Source organism: Streptomyces sp. NPDC059524 (genome assembly GCF_042749255.1).
In the GTDB taxonomy this organism is placed as follows: Bacteria; Actinomycetota; Actinomycetes; order Streptomycetales; family Streptomycetaceae; genus Streptomyces; species Streptomyces xanthii.
This window is the reverse complement of the sequence record NZ_JBHYTK010000074.1, coordinates 18,141-36,293: the sequence shown is the minus strand read 5'-3', so window position 1 is coordinate 36,293 and position 18,153 is coordinate 18,141. Positions and strand designations below refer to the sequence as shown.

Here is an 18,153-nt window from a genome sequence, read left to right as displayed (position 1 = left end):
ACAGCGGAACACCGTCGAACGCTGCATCAACCGGCTCAAGCAGTGGCGCGGCCTGGCCACCCGCTACGACAAGACCGCCACCATCTACCTCGCCGGACTCCACCTCGCCGCCATCTTCATCTGGTCGGCAAGGTGATCCAAAAGAAGCGGCCTAGCCTTCATGCCCGCGTCGGAGACCCCCGCCCCCGGCGCCGTCGGATCCGTCACACTGTCACCCGTGAGACTCTTCGCCGCCGTGTTGCCGCCGGAATCCGCGATCGGGCCGTTGGGGGTCGCCGTCGATGGGTTGCCGGATGCCGGTGGGCTGCGGTGGACCGGGCGGGGCGGGTGGCATCTCACGCTCGCGTTCTACGGGGAGGTGCCCGAGGAGAGCGTGGCGGAGTTGGAGGCGCGGCTGGGGCGGGCGGCTGCCCGTACGCCGGAGTTCGCGCTGGCTCTGCGCGGGGGCGGACAGTTCGGCGGGCGGGCCCTGTGGGCGGGGGTGAGCGGAGACACGGCCACCCTCGGACGGCTGGCCGAACGCGCCGAGGCCGCCGGCCGCCGGGCCGGACTGCCCGGCGAGCACCGGCGCTACCGGCCGCACCTGACTCTGGCCCGCAGCCGCCACGCCTTCGACTTCGGCCCGTACGTCGAGGCGCTCGCCCCGTTCGAGGGGCCCGCCTGGACGGTGTCCGAGCTGGCCCTCGTCCGCAGCAACCTGCCCACGTCCGGGGTGCCCGGCGAGCAGCCCCGGTACGAGAAGGTCGCCGCGTGGCCGCTCGCCGCGCCGCGTTAGGCTCGACGCGTGGACCCGAAGACCCGAAACCGGATCATGGCCGGTGTGCTCGTGCTGATGTTCGTCGTCGTGGTGGTCGCGGCGGCCGCCGGCAGGTGAGCCCGCGCGGCCGCCACGGTCAGCGCTGCCCGGTCACCAGGCGAAGGCCTCCGGGGACGGACCCGGCCCCGGGAAGATCTCGTCCAGGGACGTGAGCAGTTCCTCGCTCAGCTCCAGCTCGACCGCCCGCAGCGCCGACTCCAGCTGCTCCGTCGTGCGCGGCCCGACGATCGGCCCGGTGACCCCGGGACGGGTCAGCAGCCAGGCCAGCGCCGTCTCGCCCGGCTCCAGACCGTGCTTGTCGAGCAGGTCCTCGTAGGCCTGCACCTTCTCGCGCATCGACGTGGACTCCAGCGCGCTCGCGCTGCGCCCGTCCCGGCGCCGGCTGCCTTCGGCCTCCTTCTTCAGGACGCCGCCGAGCAGCCCGCCGTGCAGCGGCGACCACGGGATGACGCCCAGGCCGTACTCCTGCGCGGCCGGGATGACCTCCATCTCGGCGCGCCGCTCGGCCAGGTTGTACAGGCACTGCTCGCTGACGAGGCCCATCGTGCCCCGGCGGGCGGCGATCTCGTTGGCCTGCGCGATCTTGTAGCCGGGGAAGTTCGAGGATCCGGCGTAGAGGATCTTGCCCTGCTGGATCAGGACGTCGACCGCCTGCCAGATCTCCTCGAACGGAGTGCGGCGGTCGATGTGGTGGAACTGGTAGATGTCGATGTGGTCCGTCTGCAGACGCCGCAGGCTCGCCTCGACGGCCCGGCGGATGTTCACCGCGGAGAGCCGGTCGTGGTTGGGCCAGACGTCGCCGTCGCCCGCCATGTTCCCGTACACCTTGGTGGCGAGCACGGTCTTGTCCCGCCGCCCGCCCCCGTTGGCGAACCAGGTCCCGATGATCTCCTCGGTACGACCCTTGTTCTCGCCCCACCCGTAGACGTTGGCAGTGTCCACATAGTTCAGCCCCGCGTCGAGAGCGGCGTCCATGATCTCGTGGCTGGTTGTTTCGTCTGTCTGCGGACCGAAGTTCATGGTGCCGAGGACGAGCCGGCTGACCTTGAGTCCCGTGCGTCCGAGCTGCGTGTACTTCATGGTTCCCAGCCAACTGCTTTGAGCCCGCTCCAAGCAAGGGCATCACGTGGCGCTGTCAGGAGCGGTGCGGTCGCGTTGCCGGTCAGCCTTCGGTGTGTACCGCAGCCAGGTTGCGCAGGCGCTGCCTGACGTCCATCGGAATCAGAATCTGGACTCTGCCGACCGGGTGCTGCCACATCCCGTCATGACCCTCGGCAGCCAAGAGCTGCCCGGCGCGTTCACCGGGAACCGGCTCGGCGTGGATGACGGCCCTGACCCCTGCGGCGCGTAGCTCCCTGCCCTTGTCATGCCGGGTCGACAACGTGCTCCACCGTTCCCGGTAGGTCTCTCCGGTCGGGATCTCCTCCCAGGTGTCCGGACGCGTGGGCTGCGCGAGCAGCTGTTCACGTCGCGCCTCCAGCCGCTTGTACGACTCCCGGTACTCCTGTTTGCCCAACTCGCTGGAGTGGAGGCCCGCCTCGCGGTCCTCCCGCAGACCAGCAAGGGCGCGGCTCGCTTCCTCGATGTCGCGTGAGTGGTCCACACCGGGCCTGAAGATCTTTCGGACGATCTCGACGTCGCCGGCAGCGAGGAGGAATGTCTGTTCCACGGCATCCTCCAAGGTGTGCGCCGCGATGCCCTTGCTGCCGGTGGGGCATGGTTTGTGCGTGGTCCGGGAGGCGCATCGGTAGTAGGGCCAGTTACGACCAGGGGCGAGATACGCAGGCTCCCCGCATGCGCAGAACGCGACACGGAGCAGGGGCGATCCGCCCTTGCGATTTCCCGTGCGTCTGCTGGTGTTCTCGTCCAGCCTCTTGTTGGCCAGCTCCCACTCCTCGAGCGTGATCAGCGGCTCGGCACGCTGGAGCGGTCGGCCGGCCGTGTCGCGGACGGCCCGGCGCCGCGTCTTCTTCTCTCCCTCGACCAGGATCTCCTCGGACACTTCCATCTGCCCCAGAACACAGCGGGACCGCACGACCTTTGCCGTGTTGGCCGCCGTCCAGCGGCTGCCTTTCGGGACCTTGCCGCTGCGGATCATCTGGGCGTCCAGTGACGTGGGAGTCTTCGACAGGTCCCGGTTGAGCCACTGCGCGATGCTGTTCGCGGATTCCCCTGCGATCAGGCGACGCACGATCTCACGGAGCGTCCCGGCGGTTCCGGTCCCGTATTCATCGGGGACGAGCTTCCAACCATCGCCCGTCTCCTGCTTCTCCTCGCGGTAGCCGTACGGGGTGCGGCCACCGCGCCAGCGGCCTTCCTTCAGCAGGTGGTTGTACGAGGACTTGGCTCGCGCCCTGACGGCTTCGAGCTCTCCTTCAGCGAAGGACGCGATCACGCTGAGGAGAAGCTTCCCCATCTGTGTGTTGAGGTTGATCCCGTCCTCTACGGTCGCGACTTCCTTCCCGTTCTCCTCGCACCACTCCAGGAGGGTGTGCACGTGGAGCACGCGCCGCGAGAGACGGTCGATCCTCAGCGCGCACATGATGTCGTACTCGTCAGCGCGTGATTCCTCCATGGCGATCCGGTGCTGATCGCACTGACGGCCTTCCCGATGGTGGAGGGGAGCCACAAGCCGAACTCCGGTCGCTTCCACGGTTCGATCCCGCCGGACACGTCGATGTCCTCGGCCCACCCGACGACGACGTGCCCCTCCAGGTCGGCCCATCGCTGGATGGACCGGCGCTGACGCTCCGGCGACGTGCTCTCATCCGAAACCCTCGACAGCCGGACCACGCCCAGCACTCGTGCCACGCTCTCCACCGCCCCCATCGGTAATCAAATGGCGACTCTAAGTAGTCGTGGTCGGTGACGTCAAAATCCGCTGTTGGGTGCGGCCAAGATGTACGGGTGTGTGATCGCACCGCACCTCCCCGCTTTCACCGGCTCACCAACGCCCTTTATCCTCAACGGCGTTACGCCGGTGACCAGGCGGCAAAAGGCGGGGGAGCCAGATCGGCATGAGCGGGAGCAATCAGGGCGAGGGTGGCGGCGGTGGGCGTGAGGAGGGGCTCGACGGGGGCGTGAAGCCGCTCGCCGTGTTCGATCCGGCGCGCATCGGCCCGTATCTGCTGCTCGGCCGGCTCGGGGCGGGCGGCATGGGCCGGGTGTTCCTCGCGCGGTCGGACAGCGGGCGCACCGTCGCGGTCAAGGTCGTGCACGAGGAGCACGTGTCGGACGCGCGGTTCCGGGCCCGGTTCCGGCGCGAGATCGAGGCGGCGCGCAAGGTCGGGGAGCGGTTCACGGCGCCGGTGCTCGACGCGGGTCCCGACGACGAGCCGCCGTGGGTCGCCACCGGGTACGTGCCGGGCCTCTCGCTGGAGCAGGTGGTGCGCCGGCACGGGCCGCTGCCCGTGGACTCGGTGCACGCGCTCGCCGACGGGCTGCTGCACGCCCTGAAGGACATCCACGACGCGGGCATCGTGCACCGCGACCTGAAGCCGTCGAACGTGATGCTGACCGTCGACGGCACCAAGGTCATCGACTTCGGTATCGCGCGGGCGCTGGAGGCGTCCGTCGAGTCGCTGCTCACGAGTACGGGGATGGTCGTCGGGTCGCCCGGCTTCATGTCGCCGGAGCAGGTGCGCGGGCGCAGCGCCGGGGTCAAGAGCGACGTGTTCACGCTGGGCTGCGTGCTGACGTACGCGGCGACGGGGCGGCTGCCGTTCGGGCACGGCGCCAGCAGTGGGCACGCGGTGATGTTCCAGATCGTGGAGGACGAGCCGGATCTCACGGGGATCGAGGACGCGGCGCTGCGCGCGCTCGTCGTGCGCTGCCTCGCCAAGGGGGTCGACGAGCGGCCCGATGTGGACGAGCTGCTCGCGGATCCGGAGCGGGTGCGTCCGGCTGCGGGCGGCGGGGCGGCGTGGCTGCCCGCCGAGGTCGTGGCGCGGCTGGCGCAGCAGTCGGCGCGGCTGCTCGACGCGGAGGCGGTGCCGCTGCGGGAGGAGCCGGTGGACCGGGCGACGGTCGGGCTGCGGGCGGGCGCGGAGGCGGTGCTTCCGGCGGTGACGGCGGGGGGTGGTGGGGGAAAGGCCACGAAGAAGGCCGAGCGGCAGCCGAAGCGGCGTCGGCGGTTGTTCGTGGTGCTGCCCGTCGCGGTCGTCCTGACGGTGGGCGGCGGCACGATGGCGCTGCTGCCGTACGTGCGGGACGACGGGGACGCGCAGGCCCGGCGCCCGTCGAGCAGCGCGAGTGCGACGGTGAGCGCGTCTCCGACGGGTTCGGCGTCCGCGTCCCCGTCCGTGTCCGCGTCCAAGTCCGCCAAGCCGAAGGGGAAGAAGAAGGACGGCGGGGGTGACAAGGGGGAGTCCGTGGCTCCGGGCGGGGCCGACGGGGAGCAGGCGCGGGACGAGGACGGTGGCTCCGGTACGGCGTCGGGCGGTGCGGCCGGCGCCGGGAGCGGAACGGACACTTCCGGCGGGTCCACCGGGTCCGGGTCCGGGTCCGGCTCCGGGTCGTCCGGAGACGGTTCGGGAGGCGGTTCGTCGGCCGGTTCGCCGCCGCCCGCGATGACGAGTTACCGGCTCGACTACACGAACTCCTGTGTCGGCGCCTGCTCGATGCCGATCAAGGCGAGTTGGCCGGCGGTCTCCCGGGCCACCCGCTACGAGATCAACTACGTCAACAAGGGCAGCCAGTTCACGGAGAAGAACGTGAACACGACGTACTCGACGTCCGGCACCAGCTACACGATCACGGGCCCGTTCTCCGGCGACGAGATCTGCATCAAGATCCGTGCGGCGAACAGCTACGGCCCGTCGGCGTGGGCGAAGACGACGTGCGCGACGGTGCCGTACTAGGCCGTTCCTTCGAACTGCGGGTAGGGGCCGCCGATGGCCCAGGCCTGGTGCAGCGCGTCGGCGAAGGCGCCGGCGAGTTTGTGCTCGCCGGAGGCGTTCGGGTGGGTGCCGTCGTAGGTGTCGCGGTGGATGTCGTACGACTCGGGGACCGAGGCGAGCAGCAGCGGGGAGCGGGGTTCGGAGAGGTCCGCGACGGCCTTCGCGAGCAGGGTGTTGAAGTGGGCGACCTGCGCGGCGAAGGGGGCGTCGGTCTCGGCCCGTACGTTCGGGATGACGGGGAGCATGACCATACGGACGGTGGGGTTCGCGGCGCGGGCGGCGGCGACGAAGCGGCGCACGTTCTCGGCGGTCTGCTCGGCGTCGGTGTAGAAGCCGAGGTCTATCAGGCCGAGGGAGATGAGCAGGGTGTCGGCGCCGGCGGCGGTGACGGCGTCGCCGATGACGGGTGCCATGTGCTGCCAGCCCTCGCCCCAGCCGGCGAGGTGCTGTTGCGGGAAGCCGGGGTCGGCGTAGTCGTGGGTGCCGCCGTACAGGGCGGTGCGGGGGCCGACGACGGCGCAGTCGGTGCCGGTGGCGCGCAGGTGCTGCCACATGCGCAGGCGCCAGGTGTGTTCACCGGCGCTCCCGATGGTCATCGAGTCACCGACGAACATGAACCTGAGCATCCGCTCATCATGGTCGATGCCGCGGAGATCACGCCGGTCAGGTGCGTGTGAGACCGGACACGCCTGGCAAGCTGGGGGCATGCGTGCGGACAAGGCGTGGTCGCGGACGGGGCGGATCGGTGCGGTGCTGGCCGCCGCCGTTCTGGTGACGGGGGCGGCCGTGGTGCCGGCCGGGGCGGACGGGCGGTCGCCCGGCTCGGACGGGTTCACGATCCAGGACCCGCGGATCACGGAGTCCAGCGGCCTGGCCGCGTCCCGGGCGCACCCCGGCGTGTACTGGACGCACAACGACAGCGACGACGGCGCGTTCCTGTACGCGATCGACGGGCGGACGGGGAAGACGGTCGCGACGCTCACGCTCACCGGGATCGGTTCGCCGCGTGACGTCGAGGCGATCTCGATCGGTCCGGACGGTGACCTCTACGTCGGCGACATCGGCGACAACCTGGGGGGCTCCTGGGACCACGTCTGGATCTACCGGCTGCCCGAGCCGAAGGAGCTGCGCGACCAGACCGTGCGGGCCACGCAGTACGTCGTGAAGTACGCGGACGGGCCGCGCAACGCCGAGTCGCTGATGGTCCATCCGAAGACCGGCCGGGTCTACATCGTGGAGAAGGGCGAGGACGGCGGCGGGCTGTACGAGGGCCCGGCGCGGCTGAGCACGGCGGGTACGAACACCTTCCGCCGCGTCGCCGACATCGATCTCTGGGCCACGGACGCGGCGTTCTCCCCGGACGGGAAGCAGCTGGCGGTGCGCGGGTACTTCGGCGGTGTCTCGTACGCGTGGAACGACGGCAGGCCGAAGCGGGAGGGGCAGTTGAGCGTCCCGATGCAGCCGCAGGGCGAGTCGGTGACGTACACGCCGGACGGCCGGACGCTGCTGTACGGCAGCGAGGGCAAGGGCAGTTCGGTCCGCCCGGTCGAGGTGGAGGGCGCCGGATCGGGTGACGGTACGGGGACTCCCGGGACGGGCTCGGACGAGAGCGGTGGCGACGGCGACGCCGGCATCACGGGCAAGGCCGGTGCGGTGGGCGCCGCGGTCCTCCTGATCGTGGCGGTCGGCATAGGGCGCCTGACCCGCAGGTCGAAGCGCGGCTGAGCCGGGACCGGCCCGAAAGGGGGACGGGGGACCGCACGCCGGCCGGTGCCGGTGTGCGGTCCCCCGTGGAAGAGCCGGACCCTGTGGAGGTCAGAGCTGACCGATGACGTAGTCGATGCAGTTCGTCAGGGCCGTGATGTCCGCCGGGTCGATCGCCGGGAACATCGCGATGCGCAGCTGGTTGCGGCCGAGCTTGCGGTAGGGCTCGGTGTCGACGATCCCGTTGGCGCGGAGCACCTTCGCGACGGCGGCCGCGTCGACCGAGTCGTCGAAGTCGATCGTGCCGATGACCTGCGAGCGCTTGGCGGCGTCGGTGACGAACGGCGTGGCGTACTTCGACTCCTCGGCCCAGCTGTACAGGCGCGTCGAGGAGTCCTTGGTGCGGGCCGTCGTGAAGGACAGGCCGCCCTGGCTGTTCATCCACTCCAGCTGCTCGCCGAGCAGGAAGAGCGTGGCGAGCGCGGGCGTGTTGTACGTCTGGTTCTTGCGGGAGTTGTCGATCGCCGTGGGGAGGCTGAAGAACTCCGGGATGTGGCGGCCCGAGGCGTGGACGCGCTCGGCGCGCTCGATCGCGGCGGGGGAGAAGACCGCCACCCACAGGCCGCCGTCGGAGGCGAAGGACTTCTGCGGGGCGAAGTAGTAGACGTCCGTCTCGGCGATGTCGACGGGCAGACCGCCCGCGCCGGACGTGGCGTCGACCAGGACGAGGGCGCCCTCGTCGGCACCGGCCACGCGCTTGATCGGGGCGGCGACACCGGTGGAGGTCTCGTTGTGGGTCAGGCCGTACACGTCGACGCCGGCCTCGGCCTGCGGCTCGGGGTGCGTGCCCGGCTCGGAGGCGATGACGGTCGGCTCGGCGAGCCACGGGGCCAGCTTGGCGGCCTTGGCGAACTTGGACGAGAACTCGCCGAAGTTCAGGTGCTGGGACTTGTTCTCGATCAGGCCGTGCGTCGCCACGTCCCAGAACGCGGTGGAGCCGCCGTTGCCGAGGACGACCTCGTAGCCCTCGGGGAGGGAGAACAGGTCCTTCACGCCCTCGCGGACGCGGCCGACCAGGTTCTTGACCGGGGCCTGGCGGTGGGAGGTACCGAGCAGGGAGGTGCCGGTCGCGGCCAGGGCGTCCAGCGCCTCCGTCCGCACCTTGGAGGGGCCCGCGCCGAATCGTCCGTCGGCGGGCTTGATGTCAGCGGGAATCTGGATCTCAGCCACGAAAGGGAGACTAGCGGGTGGTTCCGGCCGACCTGCGCGTTGTCCGTCCGGTGAGATGGGCCGGGACCGGGTGGCGGACGGCCACCCGGCCTCGGCCCGTGAAGGCACCGTCGTGCGGTCAGGCGTCGAGCACGACCGGCAGCTCGAACAGGTCGTTCTGGGTGACGACCGGCTTGTTGCGCAGCTCACCGGGCTCGACCGCGAGCCGCAGGCCGGGGAAGCGGGCGTACAGGGCGGGCAGGGCGACGCCGGCCTCCAGGCGGGACAGGGCCGCGCCGGGGCAGACGTGCGGGCCGTGGCCGAAGGAGATGTGCCGGGTCGGCGAGGTGCGGGTGATGTCGAAGTCTCCGGCGGTCGGGCCGTGCGCCTGCTCGTCGCGGCCGATGGCGCCGTAGGACACGATCAGGGCGTCGCCCTCGCGGATCGTCCGCCCGCCGACCTCGACGTCCTCGGCGGCGAACCGGATCAGGACGTGCGAGGTGGGGGTGGAGTGGCGCAGGGTCTCCTCGACGACCTGCTCCCAGGTGGCCTTGCCGTCGAGGACGAGGGCCAGCTGCTCGGGGTGCTTGGACAGGTTCACGACCGCGTTGACGATGAGGGAGATCGTCGTCTCGTGGCCGGCGGCGACCATCAGCTGGAGGGTGGAGACGATCTCCTCGTCGGTGAGGTGGTCACCGTTCTCGGAGGCCTGGATCAGGGCGCTGGTCAGGTCGTCGCCGGGTTCGGCGCGGCGGGCGGTGACGACGGCGCCCATCATCGCGGCGAGCTCCATGAGCGTCGCGACGACCTCCTCCGGCGGGGTCTGGGTGGAGAAGAACTTGTCGAACAGGACCTTCAGGCGCGGGTGGTCGGCCTCGTCGATGCCCATGAGGTCGCTGATCACGTACATGGGGAGCGGGTAGGCGAACTCCGCCTTGAGGTCGACGGTCGCGCCGCTGCCGGTGGGGAGCTTGTCGAGCAGTCCGGCGGTGAGTTCCTCGATCCGCTCGCGCATCCGCTCGACCCGGCGCACGGTCAGCGCCTGGGCGACGAGGGCGCGCATGCGGCGGTGGTCCTCGCCGTCGACGGTGAGCATCGAGCGGCCGGGGTTGGCGAGGCCGATCAGCGGCCAGTCGGCGGGGATCTCGCCGCGCTTCCAGGCGCCCCACACCTCGATGTCCTTCACCAGGCGCTTGTCGGTGAGGAGTTGGCGGGCCTCGGCGTGGTGGGTGACCGCCCACACGGGGACGCCGCCGGGCAGTTCCACCTCCACCAGGGGCCCCGCCGCGCGCAGCTTGGCGCTCTCCCCGTCCAGGTCGGTGACGAACGGGTCGAGGGCGATACGGCCGGCGGAGGCGTGCGGGCACGCGGAAGCGGAAGTCGTCATGGGTGGTCTCCAAGAGTCCTGGACGGGAGTGGGTGGCGTCAGAGCGCGGGCGTCGGCGTGAAGCGGACCGGGAGGTCGGTGAGGCCGCGCAGCCACGGCGAGGGCCGCCGGGTGAGCGCGGCGGCCGTCGTCGCCAGGTCGATGTCGGGCAGCCGGTCGAGGACGACCTCGATGGCGGTCCGGGCGATGACCTCGGCGACCTCCTGTGCGGGGAACGGGCAGCGGTGCTCGCCGTGCCCGAACGAGAAGTGGGCGCTGTTGCCGCCGGTGAGGACGGAGGCGTCGGTGCGGACCTGCGGGTCGGCGTTGGCCGCGGCGAGGCCCAGCAGGAGCAGGTCGCCGGAGCGGATGTGGCGGTCGCCGAGCCGGGTGTCGCGGGTGGCCCAGCGCCCGGCGACGTTCTGCGTCGGGGTGTCCTCCCACAGGACCTCGTTCATCGCCTCGGCGACGCTGTGCCGGCCGCCGAACAGGGAGGCGGCGAAGCGGTCGTCGGTGAGCATCAGGCGCAGGGAGTTGCCGATCCAGTCGGCGGTGGGCTGGTGCCCGGCGGCCATCATCACCATGAGGTCCTGGGCGACCTCCTCGTCGGTGAACCCGGAGGGGTCCTGGAGCATGTACGAGGCGACGTCCTCGCCCGGCGCGGTGTGCTTGGCGGCGAGCAGCTCGACCATGGACCGGGCGAGGTGCTGCTGGCCGGCGAGGGCGCGTTCGCGGCCGTCGATCATGTCGTTCATCGCGGAGACCAGGCCGGGGCCCTGCGCGTCGGAGAAGCCGTAGATGCGGGCCAGGACGCGGACGGGCAGCAGCATCGCGTAGTCGGCGACGATGTCGCACTCGCCCTTGCCGCAGAAGCCGTCGATGAGCTCGTCGGCGAACTGCTCGGCGTGTGCCTTGAGTTCGAACGGGTCGACGGCTTCGAGGGCGTGGCTGATCATCGCGGCGCGCTGCCGGTGCCGTTCGCCGACGGTGTAGAGGATCGACGGCTGCTTGTGGCCGATCATCGGCAGCAGCGGCCAGTCGGCGGGGATGTTCTCCCACTGGTTCCACAGGTCGGAGTCGCGGCTGAAGAGGGCCGGGTCGCCGGTCACCTGGTGCAGTTCGCGGTAGCCGAGGACCAGCCAGGCGGGGATGTCGCCGTCGAGGACGACGGGGGCGACGGCGCCGTGGTCGCGGCGCATCTCCCGGTAGAGGGTGGCGGGTTCGGTCGCGAAGCGCGGGCCGGACAGGGGGACGGGCGCGGTGCCGTGCTCGGACGCGGGGCAGCCGGGGCTTGTCACGGGGCGGTCTCCTGAGGCACGTACGGCTGACGGTCTGCAGCGGTATGGGGGGCGTAGAGCGTCTTGAGGTGTTCGAGGAGCGTGATCAGGACGTCCTTGCTGGAGGTGCGGGCGCGGGCGTCACAGCGGACGAGCGGCACCTCGGGGTCGAGGTCGAGGGCCTCGCGGAGCTGTTCCAGGGTGTGGTGGGGGCCGCCGAAGTCGTTGTGGGCGACGATGAACGGTGTGCCGTGGTGCTCCAGGCGGTCGATCGCGTACCAGGAGTCCTCGATGCGCCGTGAGTCGACGAGGACGACGGCGCCGAGCGTGCCGGAGAACAGGCGGTCCCACAGGAACCAGAAGCGTTCCTGGCCGGGGGCGCCGAACAGGTAGAGGACGTTGTGCTCGTCGAGCGTGATGCGGCCGAAGTCGAAGGCGACGGTCGTCGACGTCTTCGTGCGGACGCCGTCGAGGTCGTCGACGCCCTGCCCGGCCTGCGTCATCGTCTCCTCGGTGTTGAGGGGACGGATCTCGCTGACGGAGCGGACCAGGGTGGTCTTGCCGACGCCGAAGCCGCCGACGATCACGACCTTCAGGCCGTTGTCGGCGCCGGCCGCCAGTTCCCGGCGGCCGCTGGGCGGTTCAGAGGTTGCGGAGTCCAACGAGCACCTGCTCCAGGATGTCGGGATCGGGAAGACGGTGGGGGGAGGCGGCGATCCGCGGGTGACGGACGCTGATGCGGCCCTGCACCAGGAGGTCGGAGAGCAGGACGCGCACGATGCTCACCGGCAGGCCGAGCTCGGCCGCCACCTCCACCACCGCGGTCGGCCGGGCGCACATCCGCAAGATCGTGGCGTGCTCGGACGGCATGCCGGGCGCCGGGTCCGACTCGGTGACGACGAGCGACACCAGGTCGAACGGCACGTCGGTCGCGGGCCGGCTGCGGCCTCCGGTGAGGGTGTAGAGGCGGTCGGGTGCGTCGTCCCGGCCGGGGCGGCTCATGACGCCGGGAGCGCGGCCGGGGCGTCCGGCTGCCGGGCCTCGGCGCGCAGATGCTCGCCGAGCTGCTCGACGAGCTCGGACATGGTGTGCCCGACGAGGCCCGCGTCGGCGTCCTCGTCGGCGATCGCGGCGAGGTGGGCGCCCTCTCCGGCGCCGACGATGAACAGGGTGCCGCCGTGGAACTCGGTCATCGAGGAGCGCACTCCGCCGGTCCCGTCGCCGAACTCGGCGGACGCGCCGTGCGCCAGGGACTGGATCCCGGCGGCGATCGCGGCGAGCTGGTCCGCCTGGTCGGTGGAGAGCTCGGGGGTGTGGCACAGCTTGAGGCCGTCGCGCGACAGGACCAGGGCGTGGCGGGTGCCCGGGGTGCGCTTGAGGAGGCCTTCGAGCAGCCAGGTCAGGCCGGCGCCGGTGGTGGTCCCGCTCATCGGGGGGTGTCCTCTTCTTCCTGCTGGTGTTCTACGGGGTCTTCGGTGCGGGGCGCGGTGGCGCGGACCGCCTGGCGGAAGCTGCTGAAGCGGGCGGCGGCGGTGGCGGGGGCCTCCGGCGTGGTGCCGGTGTGCTCCGTGCGCCCGGCGGGGGCGGCCGTCGCGGCGGCTCCGGCGGCCTCGGCGGCGCGGGCCTGGGCGCGCTCGGCGGCGGCGAGGGTCCGGCCGCGGGTCCGCTTGGGCAGCCCGCTGTCATCCGAAACCGGAGCCGGAGCCGGTGCCCCGGCCGGGGCCGCCTCGCGCGCACCCCGTACCGGAAGGGCGTCGGCGGCGGGCTCATGACGTACGGCTTCGTGCTCGACGACCGCGTGCTCCACGGCCGTGTGCTCCACGGACCCCGCGCCCGCGGGACGCGGAACCGGCCCCGGCGCGGGCGCGACCGGCGTCGGCTCCGGCGTCCGGGACAGCAGCTCCTGCGGGATCAGCAGCAGCACCCCGGTGCCGCCCCGCGCGGACGGCCGGAACGACACGGTCAGTCCGTGCTTGCGGGCCAGCCGGCCCACGACGGCGAGTCCGAGCCGGGTGCCGGACAGGCCGCCCAGGCCCGTCGACCCGGCCGCCTCGCCGGAGACCGCGTGCTCGGCGCGGCGCAGCTGCACCGGTCCCATCACGAGCCCGGAGTCCTCGACGGAGACGATGACGCCGGCCGGGACCTCCTCGACGTAGACGTGCACCTCGGCGGTGGGCGGCGAGAAGTTGGCGGCGTTGTCGAGGAGTTCGGCGAGGGCGTGCATGACGCCCTCGGCGGCGTGGCCCGCGACGGCGGCGGCGGTGTTGGCGTGCACGCGCACGCGCTGGTAGCCGACGATGCGGCCCATCGCGCCGCGCAGGATCGACTCCATGGGGATGGGGCGGGCCCAGCGGCGGCCCGAGCGGGCGCCGGTGAGCACGGCGACCGAGTCGGCGAGCCGGCCGGCCTGGGCGGTGCGGTGGTCGAGGTGGAGCAGGTCGGCGAGGACGTCCTCGTCGGTGTGCCGGTGCTCCATCTCGCGCAGGTCGGCGAGCATGCCGGTGGCGAGGGCCTGCATGCGTCCGGCGGCGTTGGCGCAGGCGGCGAGCGCGGCGGCCCGTTCGGCGCGGGCGGTGCGCAGTTGTGTGGCCAGCTCGCCGGCGTGCGCGGCGCGGGCGTCCCGGGCCTGCGTCAGTTCGGCGGCGGTACGGGCCTGTTCGGCGATGAGGCGGGCCTGTTCGGCGGCGCTCCGGTCGGCGGCGTGCCGCAGTTCGGTGACGCGACGGCGTAGCGCGTCGGCCTCACGGCGGGAGTGTGCGGCGTATCCGGCCAGGGCGGAGAAGGCGAGCGCGGCGACGGCGACGCCCCAGGCGAGGGGGGTGCGCACGGAGTCCGGCGCGAGGGCGACCGCCCCCGTGCCGAGCGCTCCGGTGACGAGGAGGGCGGCCAGCAGGGTGAGCGCGGCCGGGCGTGCGGGCGGCCGGATGGGCGCGGTCATCGGTCGGGTCCTCGGGGGGAGGGGGGTCAATTTCCGGTCACTATAGGAGAGTTGGTGATCGGTTTGGGAACGTGTATGTCCGTATCGTGAAAAAGTGGGCGCAGTCCTGCCGTGCCGCGGGCACTTCGGGGCTGCATCCTGGAGGGCATGGACGATCTGGACGGCCTGGAACGGGAACTGCGGACGGCCGTGCGCGGCGGGGTCGACTTCTCCGTCACCGCGCGTGCCCTGAACACGATGGACGCGTCCAACTACCGCCGCGTGCCCCGAGGCGTGCTCGCCCCCAGAGACGGCGACGACGTGGCCGCGGCCCTGGAGGTGTGCCGGCGGCGCGGGGTCCCGGTGGTGGGCCGCGGCGGCGGCACCTCGATCGCGGGCCAGGCGACCGGCACCGGCCTCGTCGTCGACTTCACCCGGTACATGAACGGGATCGTGGACCTCGACCCGGAGACCCGAACGGCCAGGGTCCAGCCGGGAGTCGTCCTCGACCGGCTCCAGTCGGCCGCCGCCCCGCACGGCCTGCGCTTCGGCCCCGACCCGTCCACGCACAGCCGCTGCACCGTCGGCGGCATGATCGGCAACAACTCGTGCGGCTCCCACTCCGTCGCCTGGGGCACGACCGCCGACAGCGTGGCGGCCCTCGACGTGCTCGCGGCCGACGGCACGGCGTACCGGATCGGCCAGGGCTGGAAGGGCGCGCCGGAGCCCCTGCGCGGTCTCGTCCAGCGCGAACTGGCCCGGATCCGCACCGGTTTCGCCCCCTACGCCGGGCTGCCGCGCCGCATCTCCGGCTACGCCCTGGACGCGCTGCTCCCCGAGCACGGCACCGACCTGGCCCGCTTCTTCTGCGGCACCGAGGGCACCCTCGGGCTCGTCACCGAGGCGACCGTGAAACTCGTCGAGGCGCCGCGTGCGACGGCCCTCGCCGTGCTGGGGTACGCGGACGAGAGCGCGGCGGCGGAGGCGGCCGCCGGCCTGCTTCCGTACTGGCCGCTGACCGTGGAGGGCATGGCCGCCGACCTCGTGCCGGACCGCTCCGGGCTGCCGAAGGGCGGCGCCTGGCTGTTCGTGGAGACGGGCGGCGCGACCCCGGCCGAGGCGCGGGACGCCGCCGGGCGGATCGTGCGCGCGGCCGACGTCGTGGACGCGCTCGTGGTCGCGGACCCGGCCGGGCAGCGCGCGCTGTGGCGGATCCGCGAGGACGCGTCCGGCACCGCGACCCGTATGCCCGACGGCAGCGAGGCCTGGCCCGGCTGGGAGGACTGCGCGGTGCCGCCCGCCCGACTCGGCGCGTATCTGCGGGACTTCAGGGGCCTGATGGCCGAGCACGGGCTGCGCGGCACCCCGTACGGCCACTTCGGCGACGGCTGCATCCACGTCCGCATCGACTTCGACCTGCTGTCGCAGGCCGGCGTGCGCCGCTTCCGGCGCTTCTCCGAGGACCTCGCCGCGCTCGTCGTCACACACGGCGGCTCCCTGTCCGGCGAGCACGGCGACGGCCAGGCCCGCGCCGAACTGCTCCCGAAGATGTACGGGGACCGGCTCGTCGGCCTGTTCGAGCAGGTCAAGGGCGCCTGGGACCCGGCGGACCTGCTGAATCCCGGCATCCTGGTCCGCCCCGCCCGACTCGACGAGAACCTGCGTTTCGCCCCGCTGCCCCGCGAGCCCGTCGACGTCGTCTTCGGCTATCCGCAGGACGGCGGCGACTTCTCGGCGGCGGTCCGGCGCTGCGTCGGCGTCGCCAAGTGCCGTACGGAGCAGGCGGGTCCGGGTGGCGTGATGTGTCCGTCGTTCCGGGCGACCGGCGAGGAGGAGCACTCGACGCGGGGCCGGGCCCGGCTGCTGCACGAGATGCTCGCGGGCGAGGTCGTCACCGACGGCTGGCGCTCGGAGGAGGTGCGGGACGCGCTCGACCTGTGCCTGTCCTGCAAAGGCTGCCGCTCCGACTGCCCGGTCGGCGTCGACATGGCCACGTACAAGGCGGAGTTCCTGCACCACCACTACGCGGGTCGGCGCCGCCCCGCCGCGCACTACGCGCTCGGGTGGCTGCCGCGCTGGCTGCGCCTCGTGGAACGCACGCGCACGGCGGGGCTCGTCAACTCCCTCGCCTCCGTACGGGTGTTGGCGTCCCTCGCGAAGAAGCTGAGCGGGATCGCGGCCCGGCGGGACATCCCGCGCGTCGCCCGGCGGACCTTCAGCGCGGACTGGCGCCCGGGGCGGCCCCCGGCCGGAACCGAGCGCCGTGCGGTGCTGTGGCCGGACACGTTCACGGAGCATCTGACCCCGCAGGCCGGACACGCGGCCGTACGGGTCCTGACCGCGGCCGGGATCACCCCGCTCCCGGCGCCCCGCGCGCGGGGCCGCGTGTGCTGCGGCCTCACCTACGTGTCGACCGGCCAGCTGGACCGGGCGAAGGCCGTCCTGCGCCGCACCCTCGACACGCTGCGCCCGGCGCTCGACGCGGACCTCCCGGTGATCGTCCTGGAGCCGTCCTGCGCGGCGGCCCTCCGCTCCGACCTGCCCGAACTGCTCCCCGACGACCCGCGGGCCCGGCTGCTCGCGGACCGCGTCCTGACCTTCGCCGAGGCCCTCGAACGTCTCGCCCCGGACTGGACCCCGCCCCGCGTCGACCGCCCCGTCACCGGCCAGACCCACTGCCACCAGCACGCGGTGCTCGGCGACGCGGCGGACCGGCGGCTGCGCGAGAAGGCCGGCCTGACAGGGGAGCTGAGCGGCGGCTGCTGCGGCCTCGCCGGGAACTTCGGCTTCGAGGACGGCCACTACGAGGTCTCCGCGGCCTGCGCGGAGGAGGCGCTGCTCCCGGCGGTGCGCGGCGCGGCGCCCGGCACGGTCGTCCTCGCCGACGGCTACTCCTGCCGCACCCAGCTGGAACAGCTCGGCGGGGTGCGGGGCCGGCACCTGGCGGAGGTGCTGGCCGAACACCTGGACCCGGCCTGATCCGAACGAAAAGCTACAGGACCTGTCTGTCGGACCCGGCTAGGCCCCTCCGCCCCCGGCCCGTGTGACCTCGTGGGCCAGGGCGAGGAGGTCGGGGACGGACGGGTGGCCGGGGCCGGGGCGGCGGGCCAGGTGGACCGGGAGCGGCGGGGCGTCGGTGAGCGGGACGTAGACGACGCCCGGGTGCGGATGCATCCGTACGGTCGCGGTCGAGGTGACGCCGACGGCCTGGTCGGAGGCGATCGCGGCGAGCCAGTCGTCGGTGTTGGCGACGGTCAGCGCGGCGGTGGGGCGCGCCGCGGGCGGCCACAGTTCCAGGGCGGTCGTGCCGGACACCGTGTTCAGGGCGATGACCTGGTCGCGGAGGTCCGCGAGGCGCAGGGCGGGGCGCCGGGCGAGCGGGCTGTCGGAGGGCACGGCCGCGACGCGCGCCTCCTCGTGCAGCAGCTCGGTCACCAGGCCCGGCGTCTCGACGGGGCCGCGCAGCAGGGCGACGTCGACGGCGCCGCGGGTGAGCCCGGCCGTCCGGTCGTCGATGCGCAGCAGCTCCAGCGGCACGTCCGGATGCTCCTGCCGCCAGCGGCGCAGCAGCGGGGTCGTGTAGGCGCCGGCGGCGGACCAGGCGTGCCCGAGCCGCAGCGGGCGCGAGGGGGTGCGGGCGGCGGCCAGCGCGTCCTCGAACGCGGCGACGGCGGCGATCGCCTTCTCGCGGAACGCGTGCCCCTCCGGGGTCAGCGCGAGGTGGTGCGTCGAACGGTCCACGAGCCGCACGCCGAGCGAGGTCTCCAGCGCGGCCAGCGTGCGGGAGACGGCGGGCTGGGTGAGGCCGAGGCGGGCGGCGGCGCGCGTGACGTTGGCCTCCTCGGCGACGGCGAGGAAGCAGCGCAGGTGCCGCAGTTCGACGGAGTGGTCCCGGCTCATGTCCGGGGAGCATAACGGGAGCACACAAGGCATTTCACGCGCCATGCCCGGCGGCTCTAGCGTGG

General features: G+C 72.7%; 15 protein-coding genes and 1 pseudogene. 5 read left to right on the top strand and 11 right to left on the bottom strand.

Annotated features, from left to right (window positions below):
* Positions 1-136, top strand: a pseudogene (locus tag ACFW9D_RS21390) (IS5/IS1182 family transposase); the annotation flags it as partial.
* 81 nt (positions 137-217) lie between these two features.
* Entirely contained in the window at positions 218-775 is a 558-nt protein-coding gene (gene thpR, locus ACFW9D_RS21385) for an RNA 2',3'-cyclic phosphodiesterase (protein WP_188337613.1), read from the top strand.
* Between the two features lie 132 nt (positions 776-907).
* Here thpR and ACFW9D_RS21380 read toward each other — a convergent pair whose 3' ends face one another.
* Positions 908-1,897 carry an aldo/keto reductase gene (locus ACFW9D_RS21380; RefSeq protein ID WP_384623867.1) on the bottom strand — a complete coding sequence of 330 codons (990 nt, stop codon included), beginning with the start codon at positions 1,895-1,897 and terminating at the stop codon, positions 908-910.
* 82 nt (positions 1,898-1,979) lie between these two features.
* Positions 1,980-3,470 carry a recombinase family protein gene (locus ACFW9D_RS21375; RefSeq protein ID WP_384623865.1) on the bottom strand — a complete coding sequence of 497 codons (1,491 nt, stop codon included), beginning with the start codon at positions 3,468-3,470 and terminating at the stop codon, positions 1,980-1,982.
* Between the two features lie 364 nt (positions 3,471-3,834).
* Here ACFW9D_RS21375 and ACFW9D_RS21370 point away from each other — a divergent pair, with 364 nt between their 5' ends.
* Complete coding sequence (locus ACFW9D_RS21370; protein ID WP_384623863.1) at positions 3,835-5,676, top strand: protein kinase; 1,842 nt, start codon at positions 3,835-3,837, stop codon at positions 5,674-5,676.
* On the opposite strand, the gene ACFW9D_RS21365 is transcribed toward ACFW9D_RS21370, so the two are convergent.
* Complete coding sequence (locus ACFW9D_RS21365) at positions 5,673-6,341, bottom strand: GDSL-type esterase/lipase family protein (protein WP_188337610.1); 669 nt, start codon at positions 6,339-6,341, stop codon at positions 5,673-5,675. The genes ACFW9D_RS21370 and ACFW9D_RS21365 overlap by 4 nt on opposite strands.
* Before the next feature lie 79 nt (positions 6,342-6,420).
* On the opposite strand from ACFW9D_RS21365, the gene ACFW9D_RS21360 reads away from it, so the two are divergent.
* Positions 6,421-7,440, top strand: coding sequence for a WD40 repeat domain-containing protein (locus tag ACFW9D_RS21360; protein ID WP_384623861.1), 1,020 nt, complete (start codon positions 6,421-6,423; stop codon positions 7,438-7,440).
* A 90-nt stretch (positions 7,441-7,530) separates the two neighbouring features.
* Here ACFW9D_RS21360 and serC read toward each other — a convergent pair whose 3' ends face one another.
* The 7 genes from serC to ACFW9D_RS21325 all read right to left on the bottom strand — a co-directional run bounded on the left by serC (position 7,531) and on the right by ACFW9D_RS21325 (position 14,209).
* A complete protein-coding gene (serC, locus tag ACFW9D_RS21355; protein ID WP_188337608.1) occupies positions 7,531-8,649 on the bottom strand; it encodes a phosphoserine transaminase in 1,119 nt (372 codons plus the stop codon).
* Positions 8,650-8,767: 118 nt separating this feature from the next.
* Positions 8,768-10,015, bottom strand: a complete 1,248-nt coding sequence (locus tag ACFW9D_RS21350; RefSeq protein ID WP_384623859.1) for a cytochrome P450 — start codon at positions 10,013-10,015, stop codon at positions 8,768-8,770.
* Between the two features lie 38 nt (positions 10,016-10,053).
* Complete coding sequence (locus ACFW9D_RS21345; protein ID WP_188337606.1) at positions 10,054-11,292, bottom strand: cytochrome P450; 1,239 nt, start codon at positions 11,290-11,292, stop codon at positions 10,054-10,056.
* Positions 11,289-11,933 (bottom strand): ATP/GTP-binding protein, encoded by a 645-nt coding sequence (locus tag ACFW9D_RS21340; RefSeq protein ID WP_188337605.1) that lies wholly within the window; start codon positions 11,931-11,933, stop codon positions 11,289-11,291. Before ACFW9D_RS21340 ends, ACFW9D_RS21345 begins: the two co-directional genes overlap by 4 nt.
* A complete protein-coding gene (locus tag ACFW9D_RS21335) occupies positions 11,914-12,273 on the bottom strand; it encodes a DUF742 domain-containing protein (RefSeq protein ID WP_188337604.1) in 360 nt (119 codons plus the stop codon). Before ACFW9D_RS21335 ends, ACFW9D_RS21340 begins: the two co-directional genes overlap by 20 nt.
* On the bottom strand, positions 12,270-12,701 hold the full coding sequence (locus ACFW9D_RS21330; RefSeq protein ID WP_188337603.1) for a roadblock/LC7 domain-containing protein: 432 nt from the start codon (positions 12,699-12,701) through the stop codon (positions 12,270-12,272). Before ACFW9D_RS21330 ends, ACFW9D_RS21335 begins: the two co-directional genes overlap by 4 nt.
* Complete coding sequence (locus tag ACFW9D_RS21325; protein ID WP_384623854.1) at positions 12,698-14,209, bottom strand: ATP-binding protein; 1,512 nt, start codon at positions 14,207-14,209, stop codon at positions 12,698-12,700. The genes ACFW9D_RS21330 and ACFW9D_RS21325 overlap by 4 nt, the downstream gene beginning before the upstream one ends.
* Positions 14,210-14,356: 147 nt before the next feature.
* On the opposite strand from ACFW9D_RS21325, the gene ACFW9D_RS21320 reads away from it, so the two are divergent.
* Entirely contained in the window at positions 14,357-17,167 is a 2,811-nt protein-coding gene (locus ACFW9D_RS21320) for an FAD-binding and (Fe-S)-binding domain-containing protein (RefSeq protein WP_384623852.1), read from the top strand.
* 39 nt (positions 17,168-17,206) lie between these two features.
* Here ACFW9D_RS21320 and ACFW9D_RS21315 read toward each other — a convergent pair whose 3' ends face one another.
* Positions 17,207-18,121, bottom strand: coding sequence for a LysR family transcriptional regulator (locus ACFW9D_RS21315; RefSeq protein WP_188341411.1), 915 nt, complete (start codon positions 18,119-18,121; stop codon positions 17,207-17,209).
* Positions 18,122-18,153: the final 32 nt, after the last annotated feature.

Bases quoted from the DNA above. Each gene is read 5' to 3' on its own strand.
- ACFW9D_RS21380 (WP_384623867.1), bottom strand. From the start codon at position 1,897: ATGAAGTACACGCAGCTCGGACGCACGGGACTCAAGGTCAGCCGGCTC.
- ACFW9D_RS21330 (WP_188337603.1), bottom strand. From the start codon at position 12,701: ATGAGCGGGACCACCACCGGCGCCGGCCTGACCTGGCTGCTCGAAGGC.
- ACFW9D_RS21320 (WP_384623852.1), top strand. From the start codon at position 14,357: ATGGACGATCTGGACGGCCTGGAACGGGAACTGCGGACGGCCGTGCGC.
- ACFW9D_RS21365 (WP_188337610.1), bottom strand. From the start codon at position 6,341: ATGCTCAGGTTCATGTTCGTCGGTGACTCGATGACCATCGGGAGCGCC.
- ACFW9D_RS21325 (WP_384623854.1), bottom strand. From the start codon at position 14,209: ATGACCGCGCCCATCCGGCCGCCCGCACGCCCGGCCGCGCTCACCCTG.
- ACFW9D_RS21315 (WP_188341411.1), bottom strand. From the start codon at position 18,121: ATGCCTTGTGTGCTCCCGTTATGCTCCCCGGACATGAGCCGGGACCAC.
- ACFW9D_RS21360 (WP_384623861.1), top strand. From the start codon at position 6,421: ATGCGTGCGGACAAGGCGTGGTCGCGGACGGGGCGGATCGGTGCGGTG.
- ACFW9D_RS21370 (WP_384623863.1), top strand. From the start codon at position 3,835: ATGAGCGGGAGCAATCAGGGCGAGGGTGGCGGCGGTGGGCGTGAGGAG.
- ACFW9D_RS21335 (WP_188337604.1), bottom strand. From the start codon at position 12,273: ATGAGCCGCCCCGGCCGGGACGACGCACCCGACCGCCTCTACACCCTC.
- ACFW9D_RS21350 (WP_384623859.1), bottom strand. From the start codon at position 10,015: ATGACGACTTCCGCTTCCGCGTGCCCGCACGCCTCCGCCGGCCGTATC.